27 protein-coding genes and 1 pseudogene are annotated in these 25,704 nt (G+C 61.5%); 26 read left to right on the top strand and 2 right to left on the bottom strand.

Annotation, left to right across the window (positions count from 1 at the left end; all coding sequences use genetic code 11):
* The first annotated feature begins 21 nt into the window (after positions 1–21).
* The 16 genes from C2L64_RS52420 (at position 22) to C2L64_RS52340 (ending at position 13,237) form a co-directional block, all read left to right on the top strand.
* A complete protein-coding gene (locus C2L64_RS52420) occupies positions 22–699 on the top strand; it encodes a type IV secretion system protein (protein ID WP_086915055.1) in 678 nt (225 codons plus the stop codon).
* The gene (locus C2L64_RS52415; RefSeq protein WP_086915054.1) at positions 689–937 is read left to right on the top strand and encodes a hypothetical protein; all 249 of its coding nucleotides are present in this window, start codon (positions 689–691) and stop codon (positions 935–937) included. Before C2L64_RS52420 ends, C2L64_RS52415 begins: the two co-directional genes overlap by 11 nt.
* 23 nt (positions 938–960) lie before the next feature.
* Positions 961–1,875, top strand: a complete 915-nt coding sequence (locus C2L64_RS52410) for a type IV secretion system protein (protein WP_086915053.1) — start codon at positions 961–963, stop codon at positions 1,873–1,875.
* A gap of 340 nt (positions 1,876–2,215) precedes the next feature.
* On the top strand, positions 2,216–3,073 hold the full coding sequence (locus tag C2L64_RS52400) for a virB8 family protein (protein WP_086915052.1): 858 nt from the start codon (positions 2,216–2,218) through the stop codon (positions 3,071–3,073).
* Positions 3,070–4,026: a TrbG/VirB9 family P-type conjugative transfer protein gene (locus C2L64_RS52395; RefSeq protein ID WP_086915051.1), complete on the top strand. Its 957-nt coding sequence runs from the start codon at positions 3,070–3,072 to the stop codon at positions 4,024–4,026. Before C2L64_RS52400 ends, C2L64_RS52395 begins: the two co-directional genes overlap by 4 nt.
* A 17-nt stretch (positions 4,027–4,043) precedes the next feature.
* On the top strand, positions 4,044–5,444 hold the full coding sequence (locus tag C2L64_RS52390; RefSeq protein ID WP_165904395.1) for a TrbI/VirB10 family protein: 1,401 nt from the start codon (positions 4,044–4,046) through the stop codon (positions 5,442–5,444).
* Between the two features lie 20 nt (positions 5,445–5,464).
* The gene (locus C2L64_RS52385) at positions 5,465–6,100 is read left to right on the top strand and encodes a hypothetical protein (RefSeq protein WP_133062121.1); all 636 of its coding nucleotides are present in this window, start codon (positions 5,465–5,467) and stop codon (positions 6,098–6,100) included.
* A 56-nt stretch (positions 6,101–6,156) separates the two neighbouring features.
* A complete protein-coding gene (gene virB11, locus C2L64_RS52380; RefSeq protein WP_086915048.1) occupies positions 6,157–7,224 on the top strand; it encodes a P-type DNA transfer ATPase VirB11 in 1,068 nt (355 codons plus the stop codon).
* The gene (locus C2L64_RS52375; protein ID WP_086915047.1) at positions 7,221–7,478 is read left to right on the top strand and encodes a hypothetical protein; all 258 of its coding nucleotides are present in this window, start codon (positions 7,221–7,223) and stop codon (positions 7,476–7,478) included. Before virB11 ends, C2L64_RS52375 begins: the two co-directional genes overlap by 4 nt.
* A 2-nt stretch (positions 7,479–7,480) precedes the next feature.
* Complete coding sequence (locus C2L64_RS52370) at positions 7,481–7,717, top strand: DUF3717 domain-containing protein (RefSeq protein ID WP_086915046.1); 237 nt, start codon at positions 7,481–7,483, stop codon at positions 7,715–7,717.
* An 8-nt stretch (positions 7,718–7,725) separates the two neighbouring features.
* Positions 7,726–8,079, top strand: a complete 354-nt coding sequence (locus C2L64_RS52365) for a hypothetical protein (protein WP_086915045.1) — start codon at positions 7,726–7,728, stop codon at positions 8,077–8,079.
* A gap of 52 nt (positions 8,080–8,131) precedes the next feature.
* Positions 8,132–9,877, top strand: a complete 1,746-nt coding sequence (locus C2L64_RS52360; RefSeq protein ID WP_086915044.1) for a type IV secretory system conjugative DNA transfer family protein — start codon at positions 8,132–8,134, stop codon at positions 9,875–9,877.
* A complete protein-coding gene (locus C2L64_RS52355; protein ID WP_086915043.1) occupies positions 9,874–11,658 on the top strand; it encodes an LPD7 domain-containing protein in 1,785 nt (594 codons plus the stop codon). Before C2L64_RS52360 ends, C2L64_RS52355 begins: the two co-directional genes overlap by 4 nt.
* A 76-nt stretch (positions 11,659–11,734) precedes the next feature.
* Entirely contained in the window at positions 11,735–12,442 is a 708-nt protein-coding gene (stbB, locus tag C2L64_RS52350; RefSeq protein WP_086915042.1) for a StbB family protein, read from the top strand.
* Positions 12,442–12,894 (top strand): hypothetical protein, encoded by a 453-nt coding sequence (locus C2L64_RS52345; protein WP_086915041.1) that lies wholly within the window; start codon positions 12,442–12,444, stop codon positions 12,892–12,894. The genes stbB and C2L64_RS52345 overlap by 1 nt, the downstream gene beginning before the upstream one ends.
* A 10-nt stretch (positions 12,895–12,904) precedes the next feature.
* The gene (locus C2L64_RS52340) at positions 12,905–13,237 is read left to right on the top strand and encodes a TrbM/KikA/MpfK family conjugal transfer protein (RefSeq protein ID WP_086915040.1); all 333 of its coding nucleotides are present in this window, start codon (positions 12,905–12,907) and stop codon (positions 13,235–13,237) included.
* Positions 13,238–13,939: 702 nt separating this feature from the next.
* Here the strand turns inward: C2L64_RS52340 and C2L64_RS55765 are convergent.
* Positions 13,940–14,106, bottom strand: a pseudogene (locus C2L64_RS55765) (IS6 family transposase); the annotation flags it as partial.
* A gap of 143 nt (positions 14,107–14,249) precedes the next feature.
* Here C2L64_RS55765 and C2L64_RS52330 point away from each other — a divergent pair.
* The 4 genes from C2L64_RS52330 to C2L64_RS52315 all read left to right on the top strand — a co-directional run bounded on the left by C2L64_RS52330 (position 14,250) and on the right by C2L64_RS52315 (position 16,525).
* Entirely contained in the window at positions 14,250–15,491 is a 1,242-nt protein-coding gene (locus C2L64_RS52330) for a cystathionine gamma-synthase family protein (RefSeq protein WP_090836753.1), read from the top strand.
* 3 nt (positions 15,492–15,494) lie between these two features.
* A complete protein-coding gene (locus C2L64_RS52325) occupies positions 15,495–15,875 on the top strand; it encodes a hypothetical protein (RefSeq protein WP_090836750.1) in 381 nt (126 codons plus the stop codon).
* Positions 15,876–15,986: 111 nt separating this feature from the next.
* Positions 15,987–16,229: a type II toxin-antitoxin system ParD family antitoxin gene (locus tag C2L64_RS52320; protein WP_007738653.1), complete on the top strand. Its 243-nt coding sequence runs from the start codon at positions 15,987–15,989 to the stop codon at positions 16,227–16,229.
* Complete coding sequence (locus C2L64_RS52315; protein WP_009771251.1) at positions 16,226–16,525, top strand: type II toxin-antitoxin system RelE/ParE family toxin; 300 nt, start codon at positions 16,226–16,228, stop codon at positions 16,523–16,525. The genes C2L64_RS52320 and C2L64_RS52315 overlap by 4 nt, the downstream gene beginning before the upstream one ends.
* Before the next feature lie 1,346 nt (positions 16,526–17,871).
* Here the strand turns inward: C2L64_RS52315 and C2L64_RS52310 are convergent.
* The gene (locus C2L64_RS52310; RefSeq protein WP_086915037.1) at positions 17,872–18,825 is read right to left on the bottom strand and encodes a LysR family transcriptional regulator; all 954 of its coding nucleotides are present in this window, start codon (positions 18,823–18,825) and stop codon (positions 17,872–17,874) included.
* 172 nt (positions 18,826–18,997) lie between these two features.
* Between C2L64_RS52310 and C2L64_RS52305 the strand changes: the two genes are divergently transcribed.
* From C2L64_RS52305 to C2L64_RS52280, 6 genes are all read left to right on the top strand, one after another.
* Positions 18,998–20,044, top strand: coding sequence for a 4-hydroxythreonine-4-phosphate dehydrogenase PdxA (locus C2L64_RS52305; protein ID WP_086915036.1), 1,047 nt, complete (start codon positions 18,998–19,000; stop codon positions 20,042–20,044).
* Between the two features lie 64 nt (positions 20,045–20,108).
* Positions 20,109–21,281 carry an L-rhamnonate dehydratase gene (locus tag C2L64_RS52300; RefSeq protein WP_086915035.1) on the top strand — a complete coding sequence of 391 codons (1,173 nt, stop codon included), beginning with the start codon at positions 20,109–20,111 and terminating at the stop codon, positions 21,279–21,281.
* Positions 21,282–21,283: 2 nt separating this feature from the next.
* A complete protein-coding gene (locus C2L64_RS52295; protein WP_086915034.1) occupies positions 21,284–22,201 on the top strand; it encodes a dihydrodipicolinate synthase family protein in 918 nt (305 codons plus the stop codon).
* 145 nt (positions 22,202–22,346) lie between these two features.
* The gene (locus tag C2L64_RS52290; RefSeq protein ID WP_086915033.1) at positions 22,347–23,639 is read left to right on the top strand and encodes an MFS transporter; all 1,293 of its coding nucleotides are present in this window, start codon (positions 22,347–22,349) and stop codon (positions 23,637–23,639) included.
* Between the two features lie 80 nt (positions 23,640–23,719).
* Positions 23,720–24,667, top strand: a complete 948-nt coding sequence (locus tag C2L64_RS52285; RefSeq protein ID WP_086915032.1) for a YncE family protein — start codon at positions 23,720–23,722, stop codon at positions 24,665–24,667.
* The gene (locus tag C2L64_RS52280) at positions 24,645–25,640 is read left to right on the top strand and encodes an amidohydrolase family protein (protein WP_165904394.1); all 996 of its coding nucleotides are present in this window, start codon (positions 24,645–24,647) and stop codon (positions 25,638–25,640) included. The genes C2L64_RS52285 and C2L64_RS52280 overlap by 23 nt, the downstream gene beginning before the upstream one ends.
* Positions 25,641–25,704: the final 64 nt, after the last annotated feature.

Here is a 25,704-nt window from a genome sequence, read left to right as displayed (position 1 = left end):
TCTTACGTGATGGAGGAATCCATGAAATCCAACCTCGCAGTGCCGACTCGGTATCGGGCCATTCCGCCCCGCGTCATCATGGTAGCGACAGTCTTCTGCGCCGCGGCGACTGCGCACGCCCAGGGGGTTCCCACCATCTCGCCGGCCGAGCTTGCACAGCAGATGGTGATGGTACGGCAGCTTATCCAGCAGGTCCAGAATCAGGAGGCGCAGTACCAGGCACTTACCGGCAACAGTAGCCTCGGTCTGATCAGCAACAATCCCGCACTGCGCAACTATCTACCCGAAGAATGGCAGGACATCTACATCCAGGCGAAGGCCGGGGGGCTTTCGGGCGTCAGCTCGTCGATGCGGATCATCGAACAGCAGGAAGGCATGACAGGCGCGGCAACCGCCGGTCAGCAACGCTATTACGACACGCTGGCGACCAACAAGGCGATGAACGAGCAGGCATATACCGCGATCGTGGCGCGTTTCAACAACATCCAGTCGCTCATGCAGCTATCGAATATGACGCAGGATCCTGCACAGAAGGCCGACCTGCAGAACCGTATAGCGGCCGAAGAGGCAATGGTCACGAACGACCAGACGCGACTGCAGGTGACGGCACGGTTGCAAGAGAACGAAATCAGGCTTGCCCAAGAGCAACGGGACCGCGAATTCAAGAACTCTTTCCTCGGAGGACCCAATGACCAATAAGGCACTTCTGTCGACCATCATCGGCCTCCTGATCGCGATCGCAGGCTACCTTGGTTATCTCGCATGGGATCGCCATCAGCACAACATGCAGGAGACAGCCGAACACCGGCAAGAGCTTGAATTTAAGGCGCATCTGCTCGGGACCACCCCTGAAAAGCTTGAACAGGAAGAAACGCCGGAACAGAGGCAAGCCGACAAAGAGGCAAGTGAAGTTGTCAGGAAGGCAATGCAGCAGTAGTGCGATTCCATGGGAGCACCGTTATGTCCTATACATCGATCACCACGACGATCTTTTCGGAATTAACTGCGGATTTTGATGCGAACGTACTGACGACCATAACGTCCGGATCCACCCGCATCATAGGATTGATATCGCCGCTAATGGCTGTGTGCTTCAGCATCTATGTGCTCCTGATTTGCTGGACGTACTGGCAAGGACGCAATGACGAACCAATCAACGATTTCCTCATGCGCATGGCGACCTGGGCATTCATCCTGACATGCGGAATGAACATTCAGTTCTACACGACCTACATCGTGCCGTTCGCCAACGGTCTCGGCGAAGAACTGGCGGGTGCGATTACGGGGCAGTCGAACCCGATTTCAGGTCTGGATAGCCTGCTGAGTGCCTACATCAATGCGTGTGCTCAGATTTACGACAATGCTCACAATTTCCAGATCATTGGCGCTGTGTGGGTGATCACTGTGATGGTCATCTTCGCTACGCCATTTATGGCACTTGCCGTTGCCTACATCATTCTCGCCAAATTCGCCCTCGAGCTGCTGCTCGCTCTTGGCCCCCTGTTTATTTCAGCAGCGCTCTTTCCTCCCGTTCGGCAATTCTTCTGGAACTGGGCGGGACAGTGTCTCAATTACGCTCTCCTCGAGAGTCTTTTTGCCGGCGCTGGCGCGATCGAGGTCGCTTTCGCACAGAAGATTGCACCGGCCGGTTCCTCCTTTCCGACGATGAAGCAGGTGGTCGAGATTGATGCAATGGGCCTGGTGTTTTTCATCGTCGCACTAAATCTCCCCGGACTGGCGTCGGCGCTCGCGAGTGGAATCGGCATATCGACTATGACTGGCAAGCTTGGAACAGTTGGCCGAGCCCTTATGGCCGGGGCGAGGAGGGGTGGCAGTGGTTCGTCTAAGACTGGCGGTTCGATAGCCGAGGCGTAGGAGGTAATGTGAACCCTTTAATGACACGGATGATTCGCTGGTGGCTGCTCGCGGTCTGCTGGTTGACGTTTGCCGGATTTGCGCTGTCAGTGCTGTCCAACGTGTGCGGGTACATTGATCATTGCTTCCACTGAGAAACGAAAGGAGAAGGGAGAGATGAACAACCAATGCAATGGTGCTCGCCCACCGGGAGTGATTCGTGTGCTGGGTGGGGTAGTGGTGATCACACAACTAGTCGCTTGCAGCTCGCCACCCAAACCACCTGAACCAACTGGTCAGTGGGTCCCTGTCAACCAGCCAGTGGCGCATCTGAGCCGCACGGAATCGAAGTGAGGACGCAATGCCGGCACTGATCAGACAGTGGTTTGCCGCGATGGACCCCGGAAGCAGACGTAAGCCAAAAAGTTCCGAGACCATCAGTCATGCGCAGTCGTCGGCGAACGTCACTGCAGACGAGCGTGACGCAGTAGCTTGGTATCTGAAACAGGCACAGGATTTCGAGCGTTCAAAAGTACAGGCCGCCGAAGAAAAGGCACGGATCGCAGATCGACGCTCGATTCTGTCGGGCAGTGTTGCACTTGTTGCTGTTTTTGGTATGGGAGCCTTAGGACTACTAAAGCGACCAAATCCACCTGCCGTGCTGCGGATCAATGATGTCACCGGCAAAGTGGACGTGCTACCTACAACGGCCAACGGGCATGTGTCCTTCACGGAGAAAACCGACCGTCACGACCTGCACACATACGTCGAGTTACGCGAAAGCTACGACTGGGAGACGATCCAGGATGCGCACAGTGCCGTCATGCTGATGAGCGACGATCAGGAGAGGAGCGCCTACGACACGTTCATTCGCGGAGCAACGGGACCACTCAAGATGCTCAAGGACAAATGGCGCGTGATCGCGAAGGTGGGGTCGATTACCTTTGTCGGCTCGACCGCGCAGGTTTTCTTCTCCCGGCAGGCCATCCCACTAAACGTCGCGACCCGGCGTCCCGATCCGACGTACTGGATCGCGACGGTCGCTTTCGCGCGCGTGAACGTGCCCGAAAAGCAGGATGAGCAGGACATTGACCCGGATGGTTTTCGCTGCACGAGCTACGCGGTTACCCGGGACTGGACGCGTGCGCCTGCCGACGCGACACCCGATGGGGCGTCGTCGGGTGCAGCCACTGCGCCGCCGGCCGGGGGCGCGACATGACGGTGTGCCCGCTGGATCTACTACCCACCCGGACTTCGGTTGCGCTTGTCGTCATCGTGGCGAACAGTACGTGCGCGTTTGCGCTCGACACGCCGCGTAGTTGTGGAGCGGACCCGCATGTGCAGTGCGCCTCGTACGATCCAGACCAGGTGTACCGCGTTGCAACCATGCCTGGGCGTGCGGTGATGATCCAGTTCGAGCCTGGGGAACACATCGTCGATCACGGAGCGGGCATCGGTGACGCAAAGGCGTGGCACATGGCGATGAACGACAGCGGCGCGCTGCTGAAGCCCGGCGCCTTGCAGCCCGAAACGAATCTGGTGCTCGTGACCAACCGGCGAACCTACACGATATCGCTCGCTGACGTATCGGCATCGCAGCCGGCCACGTGGGTTTTGCGCTTCGACTATCCGGATACACGCGCGAAGGCGTCGGCCGCACAACTCAGGCGTCAGCAGGCTGTGGCTGAAACGCTCGGCGGCGCTCAGGCGAGAGTCACGACCCCGGCGGCGCCAGCAGTCACCACTTCGGCGAGTGCAACGATGTCTCCGGTCGCGACAGTGGGGGCAGTGGTAAAGACGTCGGCTTCGGGCAGCGACACGAACATGCAATACATGATGCGCGGCGATCGCGCCCTTGCGCCGACGGCCTTGTGGGACGACGGGCGATTTACCTATTTCAAGTATGCGACTGCGCGAGACCTGCCCACCATTTTTACGAAGCTCCCCGATGGCGGCGAAGCGACCGTGAACTTCCACATGGAGGGCGATACGGTTGTTGCGCATGAGGTCTCCAGGGAATTCGTGATCCGTTACGGCCAGTCGGTATTGGGCGTCCGCAATGACGGTTACGCGCCCGATGGCCGTTACAACGCGTCCGGTTCGTCCCTGCCTGGCACCGCGCGTCTGTCGCGTGAACGTGCCGGATCCGGCGTCGCCAGGCCAGGCAGCTGATGACGGACGAAAGCACCATGAACGAACCCAACGAACTCTCGAACGCATCACCGCATGACACTGGGCCTCACGCATCTCAGGCGTCACTTGATTTGCCGGGGCGCCGCAAGACCCGGGTTGGCAAAGTTCGACTCGTGCTTGTCGCGCTGGCCATGATTGCGCTGGGTGCCTCGGGCGTGACAATCTACCTGCAGCGCCTCTTCCAGCAGCATCAGGACGCGAAGCAGGCGGCGCTGAACAAACCCAAAGATTCGGCGAGCAGCGAAACGGGCGCAGATCTCGAGTCACAGAAGGCGCGTATCAAGCGAGACGAACAGGAGCGAGATCGCGAGGCTTCGGATGCGGCAGCAGCGGCCGCTGCGGCATCAGCCGCGCGAGCGAACCTCGCCACGCCGGCCGGCGCGGCCTCGCAGCCTGCGGTTACTGGCATTCAGATGACCACCAGCAGCCAGCCGCGGCCGCTCACGCCAGCGGAGCGACGCCTGCGCGGCAGTGTCCTGGCGTCGCGGTTCGACGATGCGGGCTCAGATCGCACAGAAGGTGCTGAAGGCAGCGGTCCAGTTGCGTCCGACGAAGGGCGTGGCGGTTCGGGCCGTGATAGCGATGCCGGATCCGGCAGCGGCTTCGCGGGCATGGCGAAGTCGATGGGTCTGTCGGCGCTGCGCGGTGGACCCGGGCAGGGCGCGGGTGGCAATACAGAAGGCAATGCAGGTGGAAGCAACATCAGCGGTAGCAGTAGCGACAGCAAGGGCACCTCGTTCGACCAGTCCCTGCAGCCGTCGAAGCTGCAGCCGATGCAGGCGTCGTTTCGCCCGGACCGGCACTACCTGATCAGCCGTAACACGATGATCCGCTGCGGACAGGCCACGGCGATCCGGACCGACCGGCCCGGCCTGATCGGCTGCCCGATCGCACAGGATGTCTGGTCGGACGACGGCACAACCTTGCTCGTTCGCAAGGGCGCGCTGGCCAAGGGTGAGCAGCGCGATGCCGTGATCCAGGGGCAGGGCGTCATCGGTGCGATATGGGACGAGATCGACGATGGCGATGTCCGTATTCCACTGAATTCGCCGGCGACCGATCCGCTTGGCGCGGCGGGGATTCCGGCCTATGTCGACGAACACTTCTGGCTGCGCTTCAAGGGCGCACTGATGGTGAGCCTTATCGGAGACTTCGGTCAGGCACTTGCCAACAAGGCGATCGGAGCGGGGCAGACGATTACCTTTTCCAACAGTTCGAACGCCACGCAGGATGTGGCCGCCGAGACGCTCCGTAACACCATCAACATCCCGCCGACCGCATATTCGAACCAGGGCTCGGTGATCAACATCTTTGTTGCGCGCGACGTTGATCTGCGCGGTGTGTACCAGAACGTCGGTCTTGACGGTAACGAGCTTGGGCCGACGAACCAGCAATGAGGACGCGAGGAGACATGACGATGCAGCTGCACATCCATTTTCCTGACAACTTTCCGCTTCACGGCATTGAGCGGGATGCGGTCGAGACGAAACTGTGCAATGCGTTGCACGACCTGTTCGATGGTCATCGCGTGCGGCAGCTTGCCGATCAGGTTGACGCGCGCCGGGCGTTCGACCCCTCAGGGGTGCTGCCCCTGCGTCATATCGGTGACGAACACACCTTCGAGCAATGCATGACGCTGGACCATTGCAGGTTCGAAGACATGTCCACTGTGCTGCGCCGGATGGTTCTGAATGCAGTCGGTGCGCGCCTCGGCCTGGATCTGATGGAACCGCGCATTGCGCCACTGCCGAACGGCGAGGAGGAGTATGCAACTAACCGGCTGCCGCCGTTTTCGCCCACAAACAAGGTACGGCGCGTGTGGACAACCATCCAAAAGAGACTCGGCCGGGCAATGGTGCTCGTGGCAACCGCCGGAGGCGCTGCCGCGTGGTGGATGGCGCGCCCCGTAGCGCCGTCGATGGTCGCGATGGTGGTGTCCACACCGCCCGCACGGACGCTGCGCGATCTCGCGGGCAGCGTACGGGATGACGGCCGACCGTATCGCATATCGGTGCAGGTCGAGCCACAGGCCACCGTACCGGCCGTGCACTGACAGACCAGCAGTGTCGAATTTTCCAACCATTGCCGAACTATAAGAAAGGACTACTGATGAGTGCAATTGTTATCGACGTCATTGAGAAAGGGACCGTCGCCCGCAACTTCCTGAAGCAGATGGGCATTGCGAATTTTTTCGACGGCAGCCTTACCGAAGTAGCGATCAACCGCCCGGGCGAAATCTGGACCCAAGGGGCCAGCGCATGGAAACGGCACGATGCACCCGCCTGCACGCTGGACGCGTGTTTCAAGCTGGCCAACGCCCTGACGGTCATGAAGGGCGGCAAGTTTTCCACGAAGGAACCCATTCATCCGGTGGTGTTACCAGAAGGCCAGCGCGGACACGTGCTGATGCAACCGGCGTGCGAGCGGGACACGATCTCGATCACGATCCGCATTCCGTCGAATGTGCGGTTTTCCGTCGACGAGTACGAGCGCAACGGCTGGTTCGACGGTTTCCGCGACGTGTCTCCGCATCAGGCGGTTCCGGACGGCGTGGACCTGCAGCCGTTCGAGGTCGAGATGATGGACGCAAAGTCGCGGCGCGACGTCACCCGCGTGCTCGAACTTGCCGTGATCAACCGGCTGAACATCGTTCTCGCCGGCGGTACCGGCTCCGGCAAGACCACCCTGAACAAGGCGCTGTCCGACCTCGTGCCGTCCAGTGAGCGAATCGGCACGATCGAGGACACCCCGGAGCTGTCGCTGCCGAATCATCCGAACCGCGTGCACATGTTCTTCAGCGACACGCTGTCCGCGAAGGAAATCGTGCGCTCGACGCTGCGCATGAAATTCGATCGTGTACTGCTCGCCGAACTCCGGGGCGATGAGACCTGGGATTACCTGACGCTGCTGAACACGGGGACGCCGGGCGGCATCACCACGATTCACTGCAACGATGCGCGCTCGGCTGCTTCACGTGCCGCGACACTCATCAAGCAGAGTGCTATCGGACAGACGCTCGAATGGAATTTCATCCTGGAGCAGGTCCGCATGACGATGGATCTCGTGCTTTTCATGCGGGACAAGCGGCTGGCAGAGGTCTGGTACGACCCCGTCGGGAAATGGCAATTGTTGGGCGGGCGACTGGCGGGTGTGCAACTACGTGGAGGCATTGCATGAACGTGGACCCTAGCGCGCAGGCCGTCGAGCAGGTCTTCATCGGCCTGTGCGGTGCGCTCGCGATCTATCTCTCGCAGGACAGCCGCATACGCTGGCGTCGCTGGGCCTGCATCTTCGGGCTGGCCGCGCAGCCGTTCTGGTTCGACATGGCGTGGCGCGCACACCAGTACGGCGTGCTCGCGCTGAGCCTTGTCTATGCCGCGTCATGGGCGCGAGGTCTCGCGGCGCACTGGCTCATGCGCAGGGGCGATTGATCATGAACTTCGCAATCCGCGATATTGAAGTGGCGATCGCGGGCTGGCGTCAGCGTGCCTCGTCTGATGAAGCATTTGCAGCGAGTGCCGAGGCCTGCGCCCTTGCACGGCTTTACGGCGCTGTGATCGTGTATGGGTGTCAGGCACTTGCCGATGCGGAACTCGACGACGTGCAGCGCGACGCCTTGCAGATCCTCTCCACGCTGCCGGAAGGCCAATTGTCCCCTTCAACGCATTGAGATCCACCATGCCGAAATATCTACGCATCCTGACCCCGTGTCTTGTGCTGGCGGTGCTGCTCACCGGGGCCGCGACCCTCGGCCAGTATCTCGGTGGCCTGCTCTTCGCCCGCATGCAGAAGCTACCGCAGGACTCGGTGGGAGTCTTCACGCTTTTCGACTACTGGCAGGCGTATGGGGATGTGCCGGTGGTGAAGCGGGCGCTGTCCGTTTGCACGCTGCTCTCGGCCGTCATTGGCGGCCTGCCCGCCGTGGTGATCACAATGGCGCTTTTCAAATCACGTGGACGCATTGCGCAGTTCGGCAACGCGCGCTTCGCCACGCGCCGCGACATCGTGAAAGCCGGCCTGCTGGAGAAGTGACGATGACGATACGCGTCCAGGCCTTTCGCCGTATCCCGCCCCAGGAGTGAGCATGTCCCACATGTATCCACCGTTCATCGTCGGCAAGTACAAGGGCGAATACCTGAAGTACCGCGGCCAGGATTTCCTGATGCTTGCGGCCGGCACGCGCTCGGGCAAGGGCGTTTCGATGGTGATCCCGAATCTTCTCACCTATCCGGATTCGGCCGTCGTCGAGGACATCAAGGAAGAGAACTATCTTTATACGTCCGGCTACCGGCGCAAATGCGGCCAGGCAACCTTCCTCTGGTCGCCGTTCTCGGAGAATGGCCGGTCGCATGCTTACAACCCGCTCGAATCTATCCAGCGCAGGTCGCCCTATACGCGGGTCGGCGACGTGCTGACGGTTGGGGAGCACCTGTATCCGTCGAACGTGGATGCGCGACTGAAATACTGGAACGACAATGCGCGCAATCTTTTCACGGGCATCGTGCTGTACCTGCTCGAAACGCCGCCTTTGCCCTGCACGTTCGGCGAGGTCTTGCGACAGGCCTCGGGCAAGGGCAGGGCGGTACGCGAACACATCTCTTCGATCGTCAGCACGCGCTCGCATGCGACAGACACGCTGCCACCGCTGAGTTTCGAGTGCCTCGATGCGCTCAACCGGTTTCTGTCGCAGTCGCGGGAAGCGTTCGCCAATATCGTGTCCACGATGACCGCGCCACTGAATGTGTTCAGCAATCCGATTGTTGACGCGGCGACGAGTCGCTCGGACTTTGATCTGGGTGACGTGCGCAGGAAGCCCATGTCGATCTACGTGGGCATCAAGCCTGGCGACCTGAAAGCGGGCGCGTTGCTTATCAACCTCTTCTTCTCGCAGCTGATCGACCTGAATACCCGCGAGCAGCCCGCGGAAAACCCGGACCTGAAATACCAGTGTGCGCTGATGCTGGACGAGTTTGCCGCGCCGGGCAAGATCGACATTATCGACACGGCCAACGCCTTCATCGCCGGCTTCAACCTGCGACTGATGCTGATCTTTCACGGCATGTCGCAGCTTGAGGATCCAAAACTGTATGGCAGGCACGGTGCGGAAACGCTCGCCATCAACTGCAAGATGCGCAGTCTCTTCGCGCCGCGCACGCTCAAGGATTCCGAAGAATACTCAAAGCTGCTGGGGACCTTCACGCATCTGTCGCGCTCGCGCAGCCGTAGCAGGGGCCGCAACGCGTCGACCAGCACGAATGAGACCGAACATGGCCGCGCACTGATGATGCCGCAGGAGTTGCGCGCATTATCGAGCCGCAAACAGATCATCACGATGGATGGCTGCGAACCCATCCTATGCGACAAGGCGTATTTCTACGAGGATCCGGAGCTCGTCGACCGTCTGGTGCAGCAAAGCCCCTACCTGCAAGGCGTGATGGCAAAGCTGGAAAAGACCAACCGCCATCGCGCGTGGTTCGGCTTTGCCCCGAAGTTGCCGGGCGAAGAACAGATGAAGCACGCCGCGTTCGTCGCGCGTGAACTGTGTGCGCCCGTGCCGCAGATCGATGTCGAGCAATGGTGGCACGCACAGAATGCTGCGCGTCGCGTGCAGGGAGCGGTGACTACCTCCGCGGTGAGTGTGGTGCGGGACGTCCGCGAACACGAGATCGGCGTACTGGGTGCCGCCCACTTCGCCAACCGTTCCAGTATTCGCGCATCGCTTTTCCAGCTGATGCCTTATCTGCGTGAAGTGCTACCCGAGGCGGTGCCCGACACCTCTGGCGAGGGCAATGCAGCCTCCCGGTCTATCCCTGAAGGAGCCGCATCATGAACGAAATTGAATTCCCGGCCGATCAGCTCAACTACCGCGAGGTTGAGGCTGCCAATGCGGATGGTGCGTCGTCCGTCCGCGCCCGCGCGATGCCACCGGCAAACGAGGCTAACGCCCGCGACGTGCCTGGCAACGAGGAATCGTCGCTTGATCAAGCGACGCAGGCACGGATGAAAAAGATCCGTGACGCGGACCGGAAGAAGTTCGAACGCCGGGATGGACCGGGCGCACCGGAAGACGATGGCGTCCAGGCGGCGACCGGCATCGGCAGGGTGATCAGCGCGAAAGAGCGGGAAAACGCGATCCGTCCGAAGCCAATCTTTGAGAAGAGCGGCTACGAGATACCGAAGTCAGTCAGCGACCGATACGTAGCCTTTGAAGGGAAATATCTGGATCGCAAAAGCGAGGCGGTGCACTTTGAGGACAAGGGACGCTCGCTTGCCACGGCCAGCGAGGACCGCGGCGTGATTGAACACATGGTCGCGGTCGCTCAGGCGAAGCACTGGGGCGAGCTGCAGCTGAAGGGCAGCGAGGAATTCCGCCGGCAGGCATGGATTGCGGCCGAACTTGCGGGGATGTCCACGCGCGGGTTCAAACCCGACGCACAGGATCGCGCGACGCTGCAGGCCGTGCGCGAGGCCATGCACATTGCCTCAGGTGAGCGGTCGACAACGAATGATCCTGCCCGCGCGAACACGATGGAATCGACGCCAGCGACGGGGAGAGAACGGGAGGAGGCGAGTGTGAGCCGAAAGGCGGCGACCGCGAATGCGCCGGGCAAGGATCCGTCCGATCCGGGCGGCGCATCGCCAGGTGGAGGCGGGCGCAGGGGAAAACCGCCTCCTCCGAAGTCTGGACCGGCAGCCACCGGGTCCTCTGTTTCATCTGACGCGAGCGCTGCATCCGAAGAGTCAAAACAGGCGCAGTTTCCTCTGGACGCCGACAGTGCGTCGCCGCGTCGGACAGGTGCCGGTAAGCCTGCACGCCAGAAGGCTGGCACTGGCACGCAGAAACCGCCTGCCGTCACGGCGGGGATCCTGGTTGAACATGGCGCCGCGCATTTCCATCACGATCCGAAGGAAAACGAGAGCTACTACGCCACGGTGCGTACGGAGTCCGGTGATCGCACTGTGTGGGGGCTGGACCTCGAGCGTGCGATTGGCGAGAGCGGCGTCCAGTCGGGCCAGCTTATTGAACTCGAACGGGGCGGCAGCAAGGTCGTGACCGTCAAACAGCGGCAGTTCGATGAGAACGGACGGGAGCTGGCACCCAACGAGGTCGAGAGTCGTCGTAACGCGTGGCGGGTGTCGTCTCCCGATCTGTCACAACTGCTGACGCCCGAGCAGCGGGAGCGGATCGAAGCCGCGCGTCGCGAGGTCGACGAGCGCCGACGCATTGACGAGGCGCGTGAGCGCTTCCTGAATGGCGAGTGGCAATACACGCAGGCGCAGCAGGCGACGCTTGCCGCCGCGCGTGAGCGGATCAAGGAACAGGCTGCGCGCGAGGTGCTGGAGGACGAAATCAGGGGACTGCCCGAAGAGCAGCAGGAGCAGTTGCGGGGGGAGTTCGAAAGCGCCGTGGCCGAGGCGCGCGCGGATAACCGGCCGCTCAATGTCCCGATGCCGCAGGTGAGCGAAGCGACCATTGACGCCATGCGCGAACAGATTGAGCGCGAGCGCGCCAACACGAGCCCGACGTCGCACGAGCTGGGCACGGAAGACCTGCAGGAACAGACAACAGAGGCTGGACGTGGTGCGCCGACGCTCGAGATCGACCCGTAGCCCAAAAGCCGAGCCGGCCAGCGGCTGCGTGCAGGTTGCGGCCACTGCTATCAATCATCTACCGGAGCGACAAGCCATGAAAATCGCCGTGATCAATTTCTCGGGCAATGTTGGCAAGAGTACGGTGGCCCATCACCTGCTTGCGCCGCGCCTGGACGGAGCGAACGTGATTGCTATCGAGTCCATCAACGCTGATGGCAGCGAGATCGCCGCCCTACGTGGAAAAGAGTTCGACGAACTGCAGGAGAAGATGATGTCCCTGAAGAATGTCGTGGTGGACGTCGGAGCGTCGAACGTCGAAGACTTCGTTTCGCTGATGAGGCGCTACGAAGGTTCACACGAAGACTTTGACAGATTTGTCGTGCCGACGGTGCCCGCCCTGAAACAGCAACTCGACACGATTGCGACGCTCAATCAGCTCGAGGAGCTCGGAATTGACCCAGCCAAGGTTCGCCTGCTGTTCAATTTCGTGGATAGCAGGTCCGATGTTGTCAGGATATTTCGCCGCCTGTTCGAGCAGCACCGGAAGACTGGCGCATTCGTGATCGACCCGTCTGCCGTCGTGTATGAAAACCCGATCTACGAAAAGATCAAATCCATCGGTAAGACGATCAGCGAGGTCAATGCCGATCCGGTTGACTATGTAGCGTGGAACGCTCAGGCGCTCGAGGACGATACGCCGGAACCTGAACGCGCGCGGATACGTCAGATGGTCGCGATCAAACGGCTGGCGACACGCGTGGCGCGCGAACATGACGATGCGTTTCGCCTCCTGGTGAATTGATGGGCGCGGCCGAAGATTCGATCCGCGAAGAACTGATCGGTGCGGTGCTGGGCGAGCTATCACTCCTGCGGCGTGACGTGAAACAGCTTTCCGGGTTGCTTGAGGCGAGCGGCAGGCAGTTCAAGGACGATGGTGAGCTGACGTTGTTGCGGTTCACTGCGCGCTACGAGCAGTTCCTCAGGGAGTTTTCCGGATCGACGGCTGATGTGCTTGCGAAAGCAACCAGTTTCGACGAGGCGCGCGACCAGCTGCTCGGTGAGATATCGCTACGGCAATACGACGAAGCTAACGGGCGCAGCCGCGAACTGCTTCGCGATGTGTTGCGCGAGGAGCGACGGCGTGCCGATGGTATCGCTCGCACCGAGCTTGCCGTCTGGTCCGTGTGTACTGCAATCGGTGCGGCGATGCTCTCGGTGGGCGCATTCGCGGCACTGCATTTCTTCGGCAAATAGGGAGGGCGCAATGGAACGAAAGGTGAGGGCGCTTGTGCTTGCCAGCACGGCCGCGATTTCGTGCATGGTGGCCACGTTATCCGCGCGCGCGGATGACGACAACGAGAATGCGTGCGGTGCGGTGCTCTGTCTCGCTGGACTGATGCAGGGCGGGAATGGTGGGCGCGAGTGCAGCCAGTATGAGGCGAACTATTTTTCAATCGTGCGCTATCACCATGGCCACTTCGATCTGAGCGGGACGTCAAACGCGCGTGGCGATTTCCTGAATCAGTGCCGCTCCGTCGGGAACGATCAGAAAGGCGCGGTCAATTCGAAGTACGGCGGTGTCGAGACCGGGCCGTGAGACTATCTTACTTCTTCGATGTCCAGCGCATTCGCACCAGCTGGCGTATCGACTCGAGAGGTGCCGGCCGGCATCGCGCACGTCCCACTGATGCAATGATGAGCCTGCGAATCCGGCGTCGGCCGTCAAAGCCGAACAACGGCGCGGCACGTAGCCGTTCATTGAGAAGCGTCGACGGTCATAGGAAAGGCTGGCGAGGCGGGATCACCCAAGTTTGTGCCCGCGGTAAGATCATCATGCCCCATTGGCGAAGGGGCCAACATAGACCCGTAAACAGCGAAAGAGCAGGCACGACTGATCTCACATCACACAACCCCGTATATGGCGCGATTCATGGCGACATCGTCCCCCTGTTGGATGCCGCTCGTCGCGCAGCCGCACGCAGCGTCAACGTGCTAATGACGGATACCTCCTGGGAAACTGGTCGACGCATTGTCAAGTTTTGATCAAGGCGGTGCGCCACGGACGGGCTATGGGCAAGCTCTGCTCAAGCGGCTACCGGCACGGTTCGAGTGAGGTTTTAGCGCCGATAATTCGCAGCAAATGCGCCTGTTCTATCTGGCATACCTCTCCGACCGGATGTCCGAGACACTGTCTCGGACATTGCCAGCGAAGCCCGTGTCTGAAAAATCCGAGACGCTGTCTCGGAAATTGAGCCTCGATCAGCTAGCCTCGGCTTTCCCGCTCTCCTGATTGCACTACGTCCATTTGGTACGACGTACCCGTTCGGCGAGCAAAATCAGCGTCGAATTTATCGCACCAGCACCGGATCGTCTCGTAGGTCACGGTCACGCCGCTCGAAGAGAAACTCTTCGATGTTGCGCAGGCTCAACTGGAAGCAAAAATACCAGCAGCACGGCGCAACTGATAACGGCAGCCGAAAAGCGGCGACCGCAATTGAGAGATTTCGACTTGTTCGTCGTTCCATCTTACCCAACCGACCACGGCAACCTGACATGGCCGTTAGCGGCGATAATGGGCCGCAGTATGCGACTTGAAACGCGGAGAAGGGATGGACAAGCAAGGTTTCACCACAGGCATCGTTCACGGCGACAGGATCGCGGGGAGTGAGCACGGCGGCGTGCGTCAGCCGATTCACACGTCCGTGCAATATGGCTTCGAGCGCGTCGAGGACCTGATCGGCGTATTCCAGGGCACGAAGAAGGGCGGCTTCAATTACGCCCGGCAGGGCACTCCCACGACGGCCGCGCTCGAGCGCAAGATCACAAACCTGGAAGACGGTATCGGCACGATCTGCTTCAGCACGGGCATGGCCGCGATCACGGCAACGTTCCTCACACTCTTGCGTGCGGGCGATCACGTCGTATCGAGCCGTTACGTATTCGGCAACACCAACAGTCTGTTCGGCACCTTGCGGATGCTCGGCGTAGAAGTCACCACCGTTGATGCATGCGACGTCGAGAACGTGAAGAACGCGGTCCGGCAGAATACGCGCATAGTGTTCGTCGAAACCATCGCGAATCCAGGTACGCAAATTCCGGACTTGCAGGGCATCGGTAACGTGTGCCGCGAGCGCGGCATCGCGTATGTCGTCGACAACACGATTACGTCGCCAGCATTGTTCAAGCCACAGGCGGTCGGCGCGAGTCTCGTGATCAACTCGCTGACGAAGACGATCGCGGGCCACGGCGCGGCGCTTGGCGGCGCGGTCACCGATACAGGTCTATTCGACTGGAGCGCATATCCGAACATTGCTGACGACTATCGGCGTACGTCGCCGAAGGAGCAGGGCCTGTTGCAGATCCGCAAGAAAGGCTTGCGCGACATGGGTGCGTCGTTGTCGTCCGAGCAGGCACACTCGATCGCGATGGGCGCGGAAACGCTCGCCTTGCGCGTGAAGCAAAGCAGCGACAATGCGCTCGCACTCGCACATTTCCTGGAGGAGCACAAAGCCGTCGGCAGGGTGTTCTATCCCGGACTGAAGAGCCATCCGCAATACGACATCGCGCAAGCGCTGTTCAAGGGCGCGTCCTGGCTCTTGTCGTTCGAATTGCGTGACGCGCAGCGCATGGTGGAAGTTGTCAACGCGCTCAAGTTGCCTATCAAGGCGACTGGTCTCGGCGACACGCGCACGCTCATTATTCCCGTAGCGCCGACGATTTTTTTTGAGGCCGGTCCGGAAACGCGCAAGGCAATGGGTATTTCGGACGGCATGCTGCGGTTGTCGGCGGGCATCGAAGATATCGACGATCTGATCGCGGATTTCTCGCAGGCACTGAAGTTTGCAGGGTAAGTTGTGATTCTTGATTGGAGCAAGGGGGGAGGGCTGGCTGCGGGACTCCTGGGCGGCCAGATCGAGGCTCGCATTGCTGCAGATTACGATCTCCCGAGGGGGCGGGCACTCGTTGCCGTTTTGCGCGATGCGGATTGCCATTCATTCCAATGGCCGGCTCACGTGGCATTGAGCCGGGATGCCGAGTCGCTCGCCCGGGCGGCCGGACAGCGTGCCGGGACCGAGAAATTCCTCAAGGCGCAGAATGATGCCGGCCAGCTGCAGGCGTCGGCCAAAGCGGACGTGCTGCGCACGCAGCACCGGCAGCTACGCGAGCGGATCGACCGCCTTATTGTAGACAACGACCGGTATCGGCGCGCCCGCCAGTCGTGGGCCGAAGCGTAGCTGATGTGCCGGCCATTCGTGGTTGCCGCACTAAGCAGGAACGTTTGCGCGATGGCGTTCGCCGAGTTACCAAAAATTGGTATAATGGCCGCAGAACCAACGGGAGCCATGATGGGCAAGAACACATCCGTTTCGCTCGGCGACCACTTCGCCGAATTTGTCGAAGATCGCGTGCGCGCCGGGCGCTACAACACGGCGAGCGACGTGGTTCGAGCTGGCCTGCGTTTGCTAGAGGAACAGGAAGCAAAACTCGATGCCCTGCGCGTCGAGCTGGAGAAGGGCGAGCGCTCGGGCCCATCCAGGCCATTTGACTTCGACGCGTTTCTCGCACGCAAGAGGAAGTCCGCGACGTGAAGGAATTTGTTCTCTCGCCAGCGGCCGAGCTGGATCTCGATGATATCTGGGACTATTCGGCGGAAAACTGGGGGATACGGCAGGCGGAGCGTTATATCCGCATGATCCAGGACACGATCGTTGGATTGACTGATGGTACACAGCCGAGTCAGGCCGCCTCCCACGTTCGGCCTGGCTACCGCAGTGTGCTGGTCGGAACTCACATTCTGTTTTTCAAAGAGACCGACAACCTTATCGACGTTATCCGGATTCTTCATCAGCGGATGGATCCTTCTCAACACCTGAGCGAGCACTAGATTCCTTTTTGCCGCCCAGATTGCTGAGAAGGCTAGCGAGCTATCGTGATCGTCGTGTCCTGAAGGTCGACCCTGCAAAAGCCGGAGCATGCTGATGGGTCGCACGGTTCGACGATTTGATCGTCGCTCGCGAGCGCGAGGCTTTGTGATATCCCGAGTATCGAACAAAACCCGAACCTACGCGCGATGCGCCGGCAGATTGCCGCGGCGTAGCGAAGGAAGATAGTGGTGCGAATGTTCGAGGGCTTTACCCAGTTGGCGCTTGCGGCGTATTCCTCACGAACGGAGTGTGCCGCATGACGCCGGGTTGCCGGTGTTGTTTTTTCGAGCGCAGCAATTGTTATACGGAGTCTTGTGCTTTAAGGTTACAGTTCCGAAAGTTAAGGTAATTCCCCGACTTTTGGTGCGTGTTCAGGCCGACCGTCCAACTGGGACGCTCGGCCATTTTTTTGCTATCCAAGAGGGGCGGCAGGTGGGTGGTGAAGGCGATGTGATTCGCCTCAAGTGCGATGCTGTCTCGCCTCTGTTATCGCCTGGCACGCATCCCGACAATGACACCACCTAGCGTTGCAACTGCGATTGTGTCGCGTTGCGGTATTTGCTTGCGACGGCGTCTCCCGTGTCGACGAACCTGCCCCGGCTCGGCAAAAAAGAGAAAGCTCGCCTCGGCGGCAAATGAACTGGCCGAGCGTGAGTGACCCAGCTCCCGGGGCAGCAGAGCAGATCCCCTTCGTTCTACGAGCGGCAAGGGGTTTGTGCCCCGGTAGATCCGCGCTGTTCCATCAGCTATCGCGACCCAAACCGGCTTCAGTTTAAAATAATAAATATAACTAAATATAGAAATGGATCTCAAGACTGTTATTGGAAACTTATCTTAACAGCACGGTTTACGAACACGTTTTTCTAAAAATCCGGATCAGGGGATCGTCGGTTTTCGGCGCCGTCTGCCCAATGGTTGTCGCTGTCGCTGCGTGTTCTCTGATACGGGACCTCTGGATATCTTCGAGCGCCAGCGTAGATCGGAACTGCATCCATCAGGCTAACTGGCGCGCCGCGCGAGTAGGCGTATGCTCTGCTACGCCGACGATACGACCGACAAACATGCTCGTGATCGTGTGCCGGCGAGGGGCAGGGAGCCGAACGGCCTGGCCCCAGTCATTTGCGAGACTTGCACGTCAGTGCTGCGCCTTTGCAAGCGCGCTTCAAGCACCAGCGCGCAGGGGATACGCCGAGGCTACCCACGCGGTGCATGACCGTAATCCCGCCGCACATCCCGACCATGACGACAGATACCCGCGCCAGCGAGCTCGGGCTAGTTGACATATTGGCCCAATCATAGTCGCCGGTTATCCCACTACGGTGCCCGCGTACTCGCTGTCATCCTGATGAAACAGCGCGAGGAATTGCCGCGCGGGGATGCTGAGCGGCCGGTCGCGCCGCACGACGCTGCCGTACGACGGCAGCTTTTGCGCGAACACGTAATCGATGATCGACACGATCCCGTGTGTTGCGTTGCGTAGGGCCACTGTCAGTGGAATCACGCCGAGCATCGGCGAGCGGTCGACGAGATTCATTGTCGTCAGAATCGAGCCGGTTTCAATCAGTCCACGCGGCATCGGCTGGTGGTGCATCCGAAACTCACGCTCGACGACTTCGCGCGCCGGGCTTCCCGCCGGCTGCAAAATCCACGTGTAGTCGAGCAACGAGTCGAAGCTGACGGGCCCGACGCCCGCAAGCGGATGATTGCGGCCGGCGACGACCGCGAGTGCCTCGTCGTCGACCGCGCGGAAGGTGCAGTCGTTCCCGACGTCGCGGCCGATCACGACTTCGAGCACGCCCTCGTGCAGTTGCGGCATCAGTCGGTCGCTTGTGTCGACCGCGATATCGATCGCAAGAAGCGGGTAGCGCTCTTTCAGTTGCACGAGCGCCTCGGTGAGCCGTCCTGGCGATGCAGCCATGATGCTGCCGATTGCAAGCCGCCCGGCGCTGCCGAGCTGCAACTCGGCAAGTTCGCGATTCAATGCCTCGATGCTCCCGCGAATGCCACGGAAATAGCCGAGCACCCGGGCGCCGGCCGGATTGATCACGAGCCCACGGCCCACGCGGTCGAACAGCGGCTGACCAAGCGCGCTCTCGAGTTCAGCCAGCATCTTGGTCGCCGCCGGCTGCGTCAGCCCAATCCGGTCGGAGGCAGCACGCAGCGTCGAGCACTCGTCGACCGCAAGCAGCAGCGCGATCTGGCGCATTCGCAGCCGATTCAGCAATTGCGAAGTCGAGTCGCGCCTGTCGATCGAGCCCATTTCTGATCACCCCTGGTTATCAATTCATCAAGAGTTTTCAATTTACCGACTCAATCCGTCTACCTAGTATGAACCCCATATGACGAACGGCCGGCTTCCGGCCCCTACAGGAGACGCACATGCGGAACATCGCAACGGCAGCGCAGCGTATCGCGTACATGGGAGAAACGGCATGACCGTCGGCGCGAACCTGCCCGTCGTCGCGCTGACGCTCGGCGATCCGGCCGGCATCGGCCCCGAACTGATCGCGAAGCTGCTCGCCCAGCCGAACGTGAGCGCGCGCGCCAACCTCGTGCTGATCGGCGATCGCTGGCTCTGGGAAGCCGGGCAGCGCATCGCTGGTGTCAACGTCGACGTGGACGTGGTCACGTCGCTCGCTGACGTGCGTAACCGGGAAACAACCGCGCGTCCGGCGTTCGTCGAAATCGACACGATCGACGCAGCGCAGGTCAAGGTCGCTCAGGTCGGCGCCGAAGGTGGCCGCTCGGTATTGAGCGTGCTGAACCGGTGCATGGACGCAGCCCTCGCAGGCGACATCGACGCGATCTGCTTTGCGCCGCTGAACAAGCATGCGATGAAGCTCGGGGGGCTGCGTCACGAGGACGAACTGCATCACTTCGCCGAGTATCTAGGCGTGACCGGCTACTTCTGCGAATTCAACACGCTCGGCGAACTGTGGACCGCGCGTATCTCGTCGCACATTCCGCTGAAGGACGCGGCGAGCTACCTCAGTGTCGAGAGGATCGGGCAGGCGGCAGAGCTGATCTACCGGTCGCTGCTCGCGAACGGCGTGGCGCTGCCGAAGGTCGCGATCGCCGCGTTCAATCCCCACGGAGGCGATGGCGGCAGTTGCGGCCGCGAAGAAGTCGACATCATCGGGCCCGCGGTGCGCGCGTTGCAGGCGCGCGACTGGCCGACGGTCGAGCCGTTTCATGGCCCGTTCCCGGCTGACACGATCTTCCTGAAGGCGCAGGCAGGCGATTACCACGCGATTGTCACGATGTACCACGACCAGGGGCAAATCGCGATCAAGTTGCTCGGGTTCTCGCGCGGCGTGACCGTGCAGGGCGGGCTGCCCGTGCCGATCACGACGCCCGCACATGGCACCGCGTACGACATCGCGGGCCGCGGCGTCGCCGACGTTGGCGCGACCTGGCAGGCGCTGCAGATCGCCTGTCGGATGGGCACCGCACACCGCCGGCGGACCGTTTCCGCGTGACGACCGTGCCGGTTACGTCGATTACGCAAATCTCGAATCCGATCGAAGTAGAGGAGACACCGTAATGAAGATCAAATCCGTCCGCGCACGCCTGTTTCAATGGAAAGGCAAGACCGTGCCGCCGCAGGGCAATTTCTGCTCGAATGCGATGGACGTGCTGTATGCACCGCAAGAGACGATGAGCACGTTCCGCTTCCATTCGTGGACGGTCGTCGAAGTGGAGACCGACCACGGTATCGTTGGGCTTGGAAACGTCGCGCTCGCGCCGCAGGTTGCGAAGCTCATCATCGACGAGTATCTTGCGCCGCTCGTGATCGGCCAGGATCCGTGGGACTACGAATACCTGAACCAGCGAATGTACCGCGCAACGCACGCGTGGGGGCGCAAGGGCATCGGGATGGCCGCGATCTCGGCCGTCGACATCGCGATCTGGGACGTGCTCGGCAAGAGCGTCGGCAAGCCAGTGTTCAAGCTGCTTGGCGGGCGTACCAAAGAACGGATTCCCTGCTACTACTCGAAGCTGTACCGGACAGACCTGAAGGCGATGCAGGCCGAGGCGCAGACGTTTCTCGATCAGGGCTTTCGCGCGTTCAAGATGCGCTTCGGCTACGGCCCTGCGCATGGCCAGCAGGGTGTCGTCGAGAACCTGAAATCGGTGGAGGCCGTGCGCGAGGTGATCGGCTACGACAACGATCTGATGCTCGAGTGCTACATGGGCTGGAACGTCGAATACGCGAAGCGGATTCTGCCGAAGCTCGAGAGGTTTCAGCCGCGCTGGCTCGAGGAGCCGGTGATCGCCGACGACATTGACGGTTACGCAGAACTGAACCGTCTGACGAGCATCCCGATTTCGGGCGGTGAACACGAGTTCTCGCTATACGGCTTCAAGCAGTTGCTCGATCGCAAGGCCGTATCGGTCGTCCAGTACGACACGAACCGGGTCGGGGGAATCACGATGGCGCACAAGATCAATGCGCTGTGCGAGGCCTACAGCGTGCCTGTAATCCCGCACGCGGGGCAGATGCATAACTACCACCTGACCATGAGCACGTTGGCATCCCCGATGAGCGAGTATTTTCCAATGTTCGACGTCGAGGTCGGCAACGAGCTGTTCTATTACATCTTCGACGGCGAACCCGTCGCAGAGAACGGCTTTCTGCAACTGCGCGACGACGTGCCGGGCCTCGGCCTCAAACTGAAGACCGAGTTCCTCGACCAGTTCGACATCGTGGAGTAGTCATGGCGGCCCGTTATCAGGGAGTGTTTCCCGTCGCGCCAACGATCTTCACCGAGGACGGTGCGCTCGATCTCGACGGCCAGCGGCGCTGTCTCGACTTCATGATCGACGCCGGCTCACAAGGCATCTGCATCCACGCGAACTATTCGGAACAGTTCGCGCTCGGCGACGACGAACGCGAGACGCTCACGCGACTGACCCTCGAGCATGTCGCCGGGCGCGTGCCCGTGATCGTCACGACCTCGCATTTCAGCGCGGGGATCTGCGCCGAACGAAATTGTCAGGCGCAGGCGCTCGGTGCTGCGATGGTCATGGTGATGCCGCCTTACCACGGCGCGACGTTTCGCGTATCGGAAGCGCAGATCCATGCGTTCTTCGCCGAGGTGGCGGCGGGCCTGCGGATACCGCTGATGATCCAGGACGCGCTGGCGAGCGGAACGACGCTATCCGTGCCGTTCCTCGTGAAGCTCGCCAGGGAGATCGACGCGGTGTCGTACGTCAAGATCGAGACGTCGGGCGCTGCGTCGAAACTGCGCGCGCTGATTGCGCTGGGCGGCGATGCGATCGAGGGCCCGTGGGATGGCGAGGAGGGCATCACGCTACTCGCCGATCTCAACGCGGGGGCGAAGGGTGCCATGACGGGCGGCGGTTATCCGGACGGCATTCGCCGGATCACCGACGCGCACTTCGCGGGCCGCCGCGAGGAGGCGATCGAGCAGTACGAGCGCTGGTTGCCTCTTATCAACTACGAGAATCGGCAATCGGGCTTCCTGACAGCGAAGGCGTTGCTCAAGGCGGGCGGCGTGATTGCGTGTGACAGGCCGCGCGCGCCTTGGCCTGGGTTACACCCGCAGGTCCACGCGGGCCTGCTCGAGACAGCGCGACGGCTCGATCCGCTCGTGCTGCGCTGGGGACGCTGATACGTCGACCGCAGCGCATTGGCGCCCCTGGACCCGTAGCGTGCCATACGGTGAGCGCGGTACGTGGGGCGTCGCGACGGCCGGCACCGGCCACATGGCTGTCGGCGAATAGACCGACATAGCTGATAACGATATTGGAGACACTATGACCATGCTCAACACGGCGACTCCGGCATACGAAGCTGACGACGCCATTCCCCGTCGCCGGTGGGGACGGGTGATCCCACCGCTGCTGCTCGCCTGCATCATCTCGTACATGGATCGCGTCAACATCGCGTTCGCGATGCCGGGCGGCATGAACGCCGACCTTGGGATGAACGCGTCAATGGCGGGGCTCGCGGGTGGTATTTTCTTCTTCGGTTATCTGTTCCTGCAGATTCCGGGCGGCCGGCGGGCGGCGCTCGGCAGCGGCAAGAAATTCATTGCGTGGTCGCTCGTCAGTTGGGCGGTTCTGTCCGCGCTCACGGGGCTCGTCACGCAGACCTGGGAGCTACTCGCGCTGCGCTTTCTGCTCGGCGTTGCCGAAGGCGGGATGCTGCCCGTCGTGCTGACGATGGTAAGTCAGTGGTTCCCGGATCGCGAACGCGGCCGGGCAAACGCGATGGTGATCATGTTCGTGCCGCTAGCCGGAATGATCACCGCGCCTCTGTCCGGTTTCGTGCTCGCCGCGTACGACTGGCGCCATCTGTTCTTCAGTACGGCGCTGCTGTCCATTCTTTTTCTCGGCGTCTGGCTTGCGTTTGCCGACGATGGTCCTGAGACCGCGCGCTGGGTATCGCCGCGCGAGAAGGCGTACATTCTCGACACGCTGCGCGCCGAGAATGAGCGCAAACAGGCGGCGGGCACGCCGTCCGTCACGTCACTGGGCGCGCTGTTACGCAACCCGACGATCTGGCTCCTGATCGCAATCAATCTTTGCTATCAGGCGGGAATTTATGGCTATACGATGTGGCTGCCGACGCTGCTGAAAGACCTGACTCATACGGGTATGGGCAAGATCGGCCTGCTTGCGATGATTCCGTACGTTGCGATGGTCATCGGCATGTTCGTGACGTCGTATCTTTCGGATCGAACCGGCAAACGGCGTCTCTTCGTGCTGCTGCCGCTCGTCGGTTTCGCCGCCTGCCTTGCGTTGTCGGTGCTGAGCCACGCGACGATGACGTTGTCCTTTGCGTTCCTGATTGGGTGCGGCTTCTTCCTGCAGGCGGCGGCCGGCGTATTCTGGGCGATTCCGCCAAAGCTCTGCAGCGTTGAGGTGGCGGGTAGCGCACGCGGGCTCATCAACGCACTGGGCAATCTCGGTGGCTTCTGCGGCCCTTACGCGGTCGGCGTACTGACCCAGCATGTCAGCTCGGCCGCGGGCGTCTATTGTCTCGCTGCCGTGCTCGCGGTCGCGGGCCTGCTCGCGCTAACGCTTCCGAAGCGCTGCGAAGACTGACGCGCGCGTCGACGAACCCGGACAGACAACTGCGCCAGCGGCGCGCCACTGGCAAGATCGGCAACATGGAGATTGGGACGATGAACGATATCCTGCTACTCGTGCAGAAATGCGCGCACACCTTCAGCTTCTACGACCTCGAAACGAGAACGGTGCTCAAGCACATCGTTCTGCCAAACTTTCCGCATGAGTTCACGGTCGATGTGGACGGGCGCTACGCATATGTCGGCATTTTCGGGATCGAGACGGCCTGGACGCGCGGGCAGGACGGCGACCATCGCGTGGCCGAGATCGACCTGCATGAACGAAGACTGACGCGGATACTCGACATCTGGCCGTACTACCGTCCTCATGGGATGGCGAGCGATGCCACTGGCCGCCTGTATGCGATGAGCGAGGCGAACGACATGCTGCTCGTATTCGATCGACCGCGCGAGCAGGACGTGCCGAACATGGCGGTGCCGTCGGGTGGCGTGAAGACGCATCTCGTCACCTTGACGCGTGACGCGAGCCGCGCTTACGGCGTGCATCTTCTGTCGAACACGGTCACACAATTCCATCCGCGCGACGCGACTGTCGCGCCGCGCGCCGTGATGCCTGGGCCACGCCCCGAAGGCAACGCGCTGTCGAGCGACGAGAAGACTTTATATATCGCGAACCGCGGCGACGACACCCTTGTCGCAGTCGACACCGGGACGATGACCTGCGGGCGGCGGGTGAAGACACGTAGCGACCCGAACCGGATCTACCGGACGAGCGCACCAGACGGCCGCGACCTGCTGTTGCTGACGAACTCTGGCGAACAATCGATCTCGGTGTTCGACGCGACACAGCTCGAGGAAATCGAGCGCATCGCGCTGCCAGCGAATCCGACTGCGCTGTCATTCCATCCGGAGCGGCCCGCCGCGTACGTGTCCTTCCATGATGACCACGTGCGCGAACTCGATCTGCGCGCGTGGCGCTTCGTCAACGAGTTTGCGACACTGCGCGAACCGGATGCATCTCATGTGGTCCCCGGTGCGCGCTGATCCGGGCGGGGCAGATCACCCGCTCGCGCTACCCGACGCGATCGTCGACGCGCATCATCATCTGTGGCATCTCGGCGGCGCGCCGCGCTATCCGTGGCTCCAGGATGCGTACGACCCCGCGCATTTCATGCTCGGCGACTACGCTTCGTTGTGCCGCGATTTCGACGTCGACGCGTACCGTAGTGCAACGGCAGGAGCGCCCGTGGTCGCGAGCGTGCATGTCGAGGCTGAGTGCGCGCGCGATGATGCGCTTGCCGAGACGCGGTGGTTGCACAAAATTGCGGCGCGTGCGTCGCTGCCCTCTGCGGTCGTCGCGTGGGTCGACCTGCTGGCCGACGATGCGGACGAACGGCTCTCCGAACAGGCGGCTTACCCGCTCGTACGCGCCGTACGCTTCAAGCCGCATACATCGACGGCGCCGGGCGGCGCGCTCGACGGACCCGGCACGCTCGCCGACCCGCGCTGGCCGCGAGCGCTTGAACGGCTCGCCGCGCAGGGCATGGGCTGGGATCTCCGCTTACCGTTCTGGCATCTCGGCGACGCAGCGCAACGCCTCGCCGATGCACCGTCGGTCAATGTCGTGCTGGAGCACGCGGGCTTGCCGTGGGATCGCACCGAGGCGGGCCTCGCAACCTGGCGGAGGGGAATGGAGGCGCTCGCCGCGTTACCGCGCGTCTCGTTGAAGCTATCCGAGTTCGGGCTGCGAGACGCCGTGTGGGACGAGGCCGAGAACCGGCGGATCATCGCCGATGCGCTCGCGATCTTCGGTGCCGGGCGCTGCATGTTCGCGAGCAACTTCCCGGTGGCCGGGCTGCGTGTGACCTTTCCGGCGCTCGTGCGGACGTTCGCGGCGGTGCTCGCGAGCCGTAAATGGAGTGCGGCTGAGCAACACGCTGTCTGGTACGACAACGCTATCCGCATTTACCGGATCAATTCCGGCACCAGCTTACACGAATACCGAACAGGACAATGACCTGGATTGCTGGAGAGGTGTCTATTGTCGACGCGGTCGCGCAAGGCACACAGTTGATGCAACC

It is taken from the genome of Paraburkholderia hospita (assembly GCF_002902965.1).
GTDB classification, from domain to species: Bacteria; Pseudomonadota; Gammaproteobacteria; order Burkholderiales; family Burkholderiaceae; genus Paraburkholderia; species Paraburkholderia hospita.
This window is presented reverse-complemented; position numbering and strand designations above follow the sequence as displayed.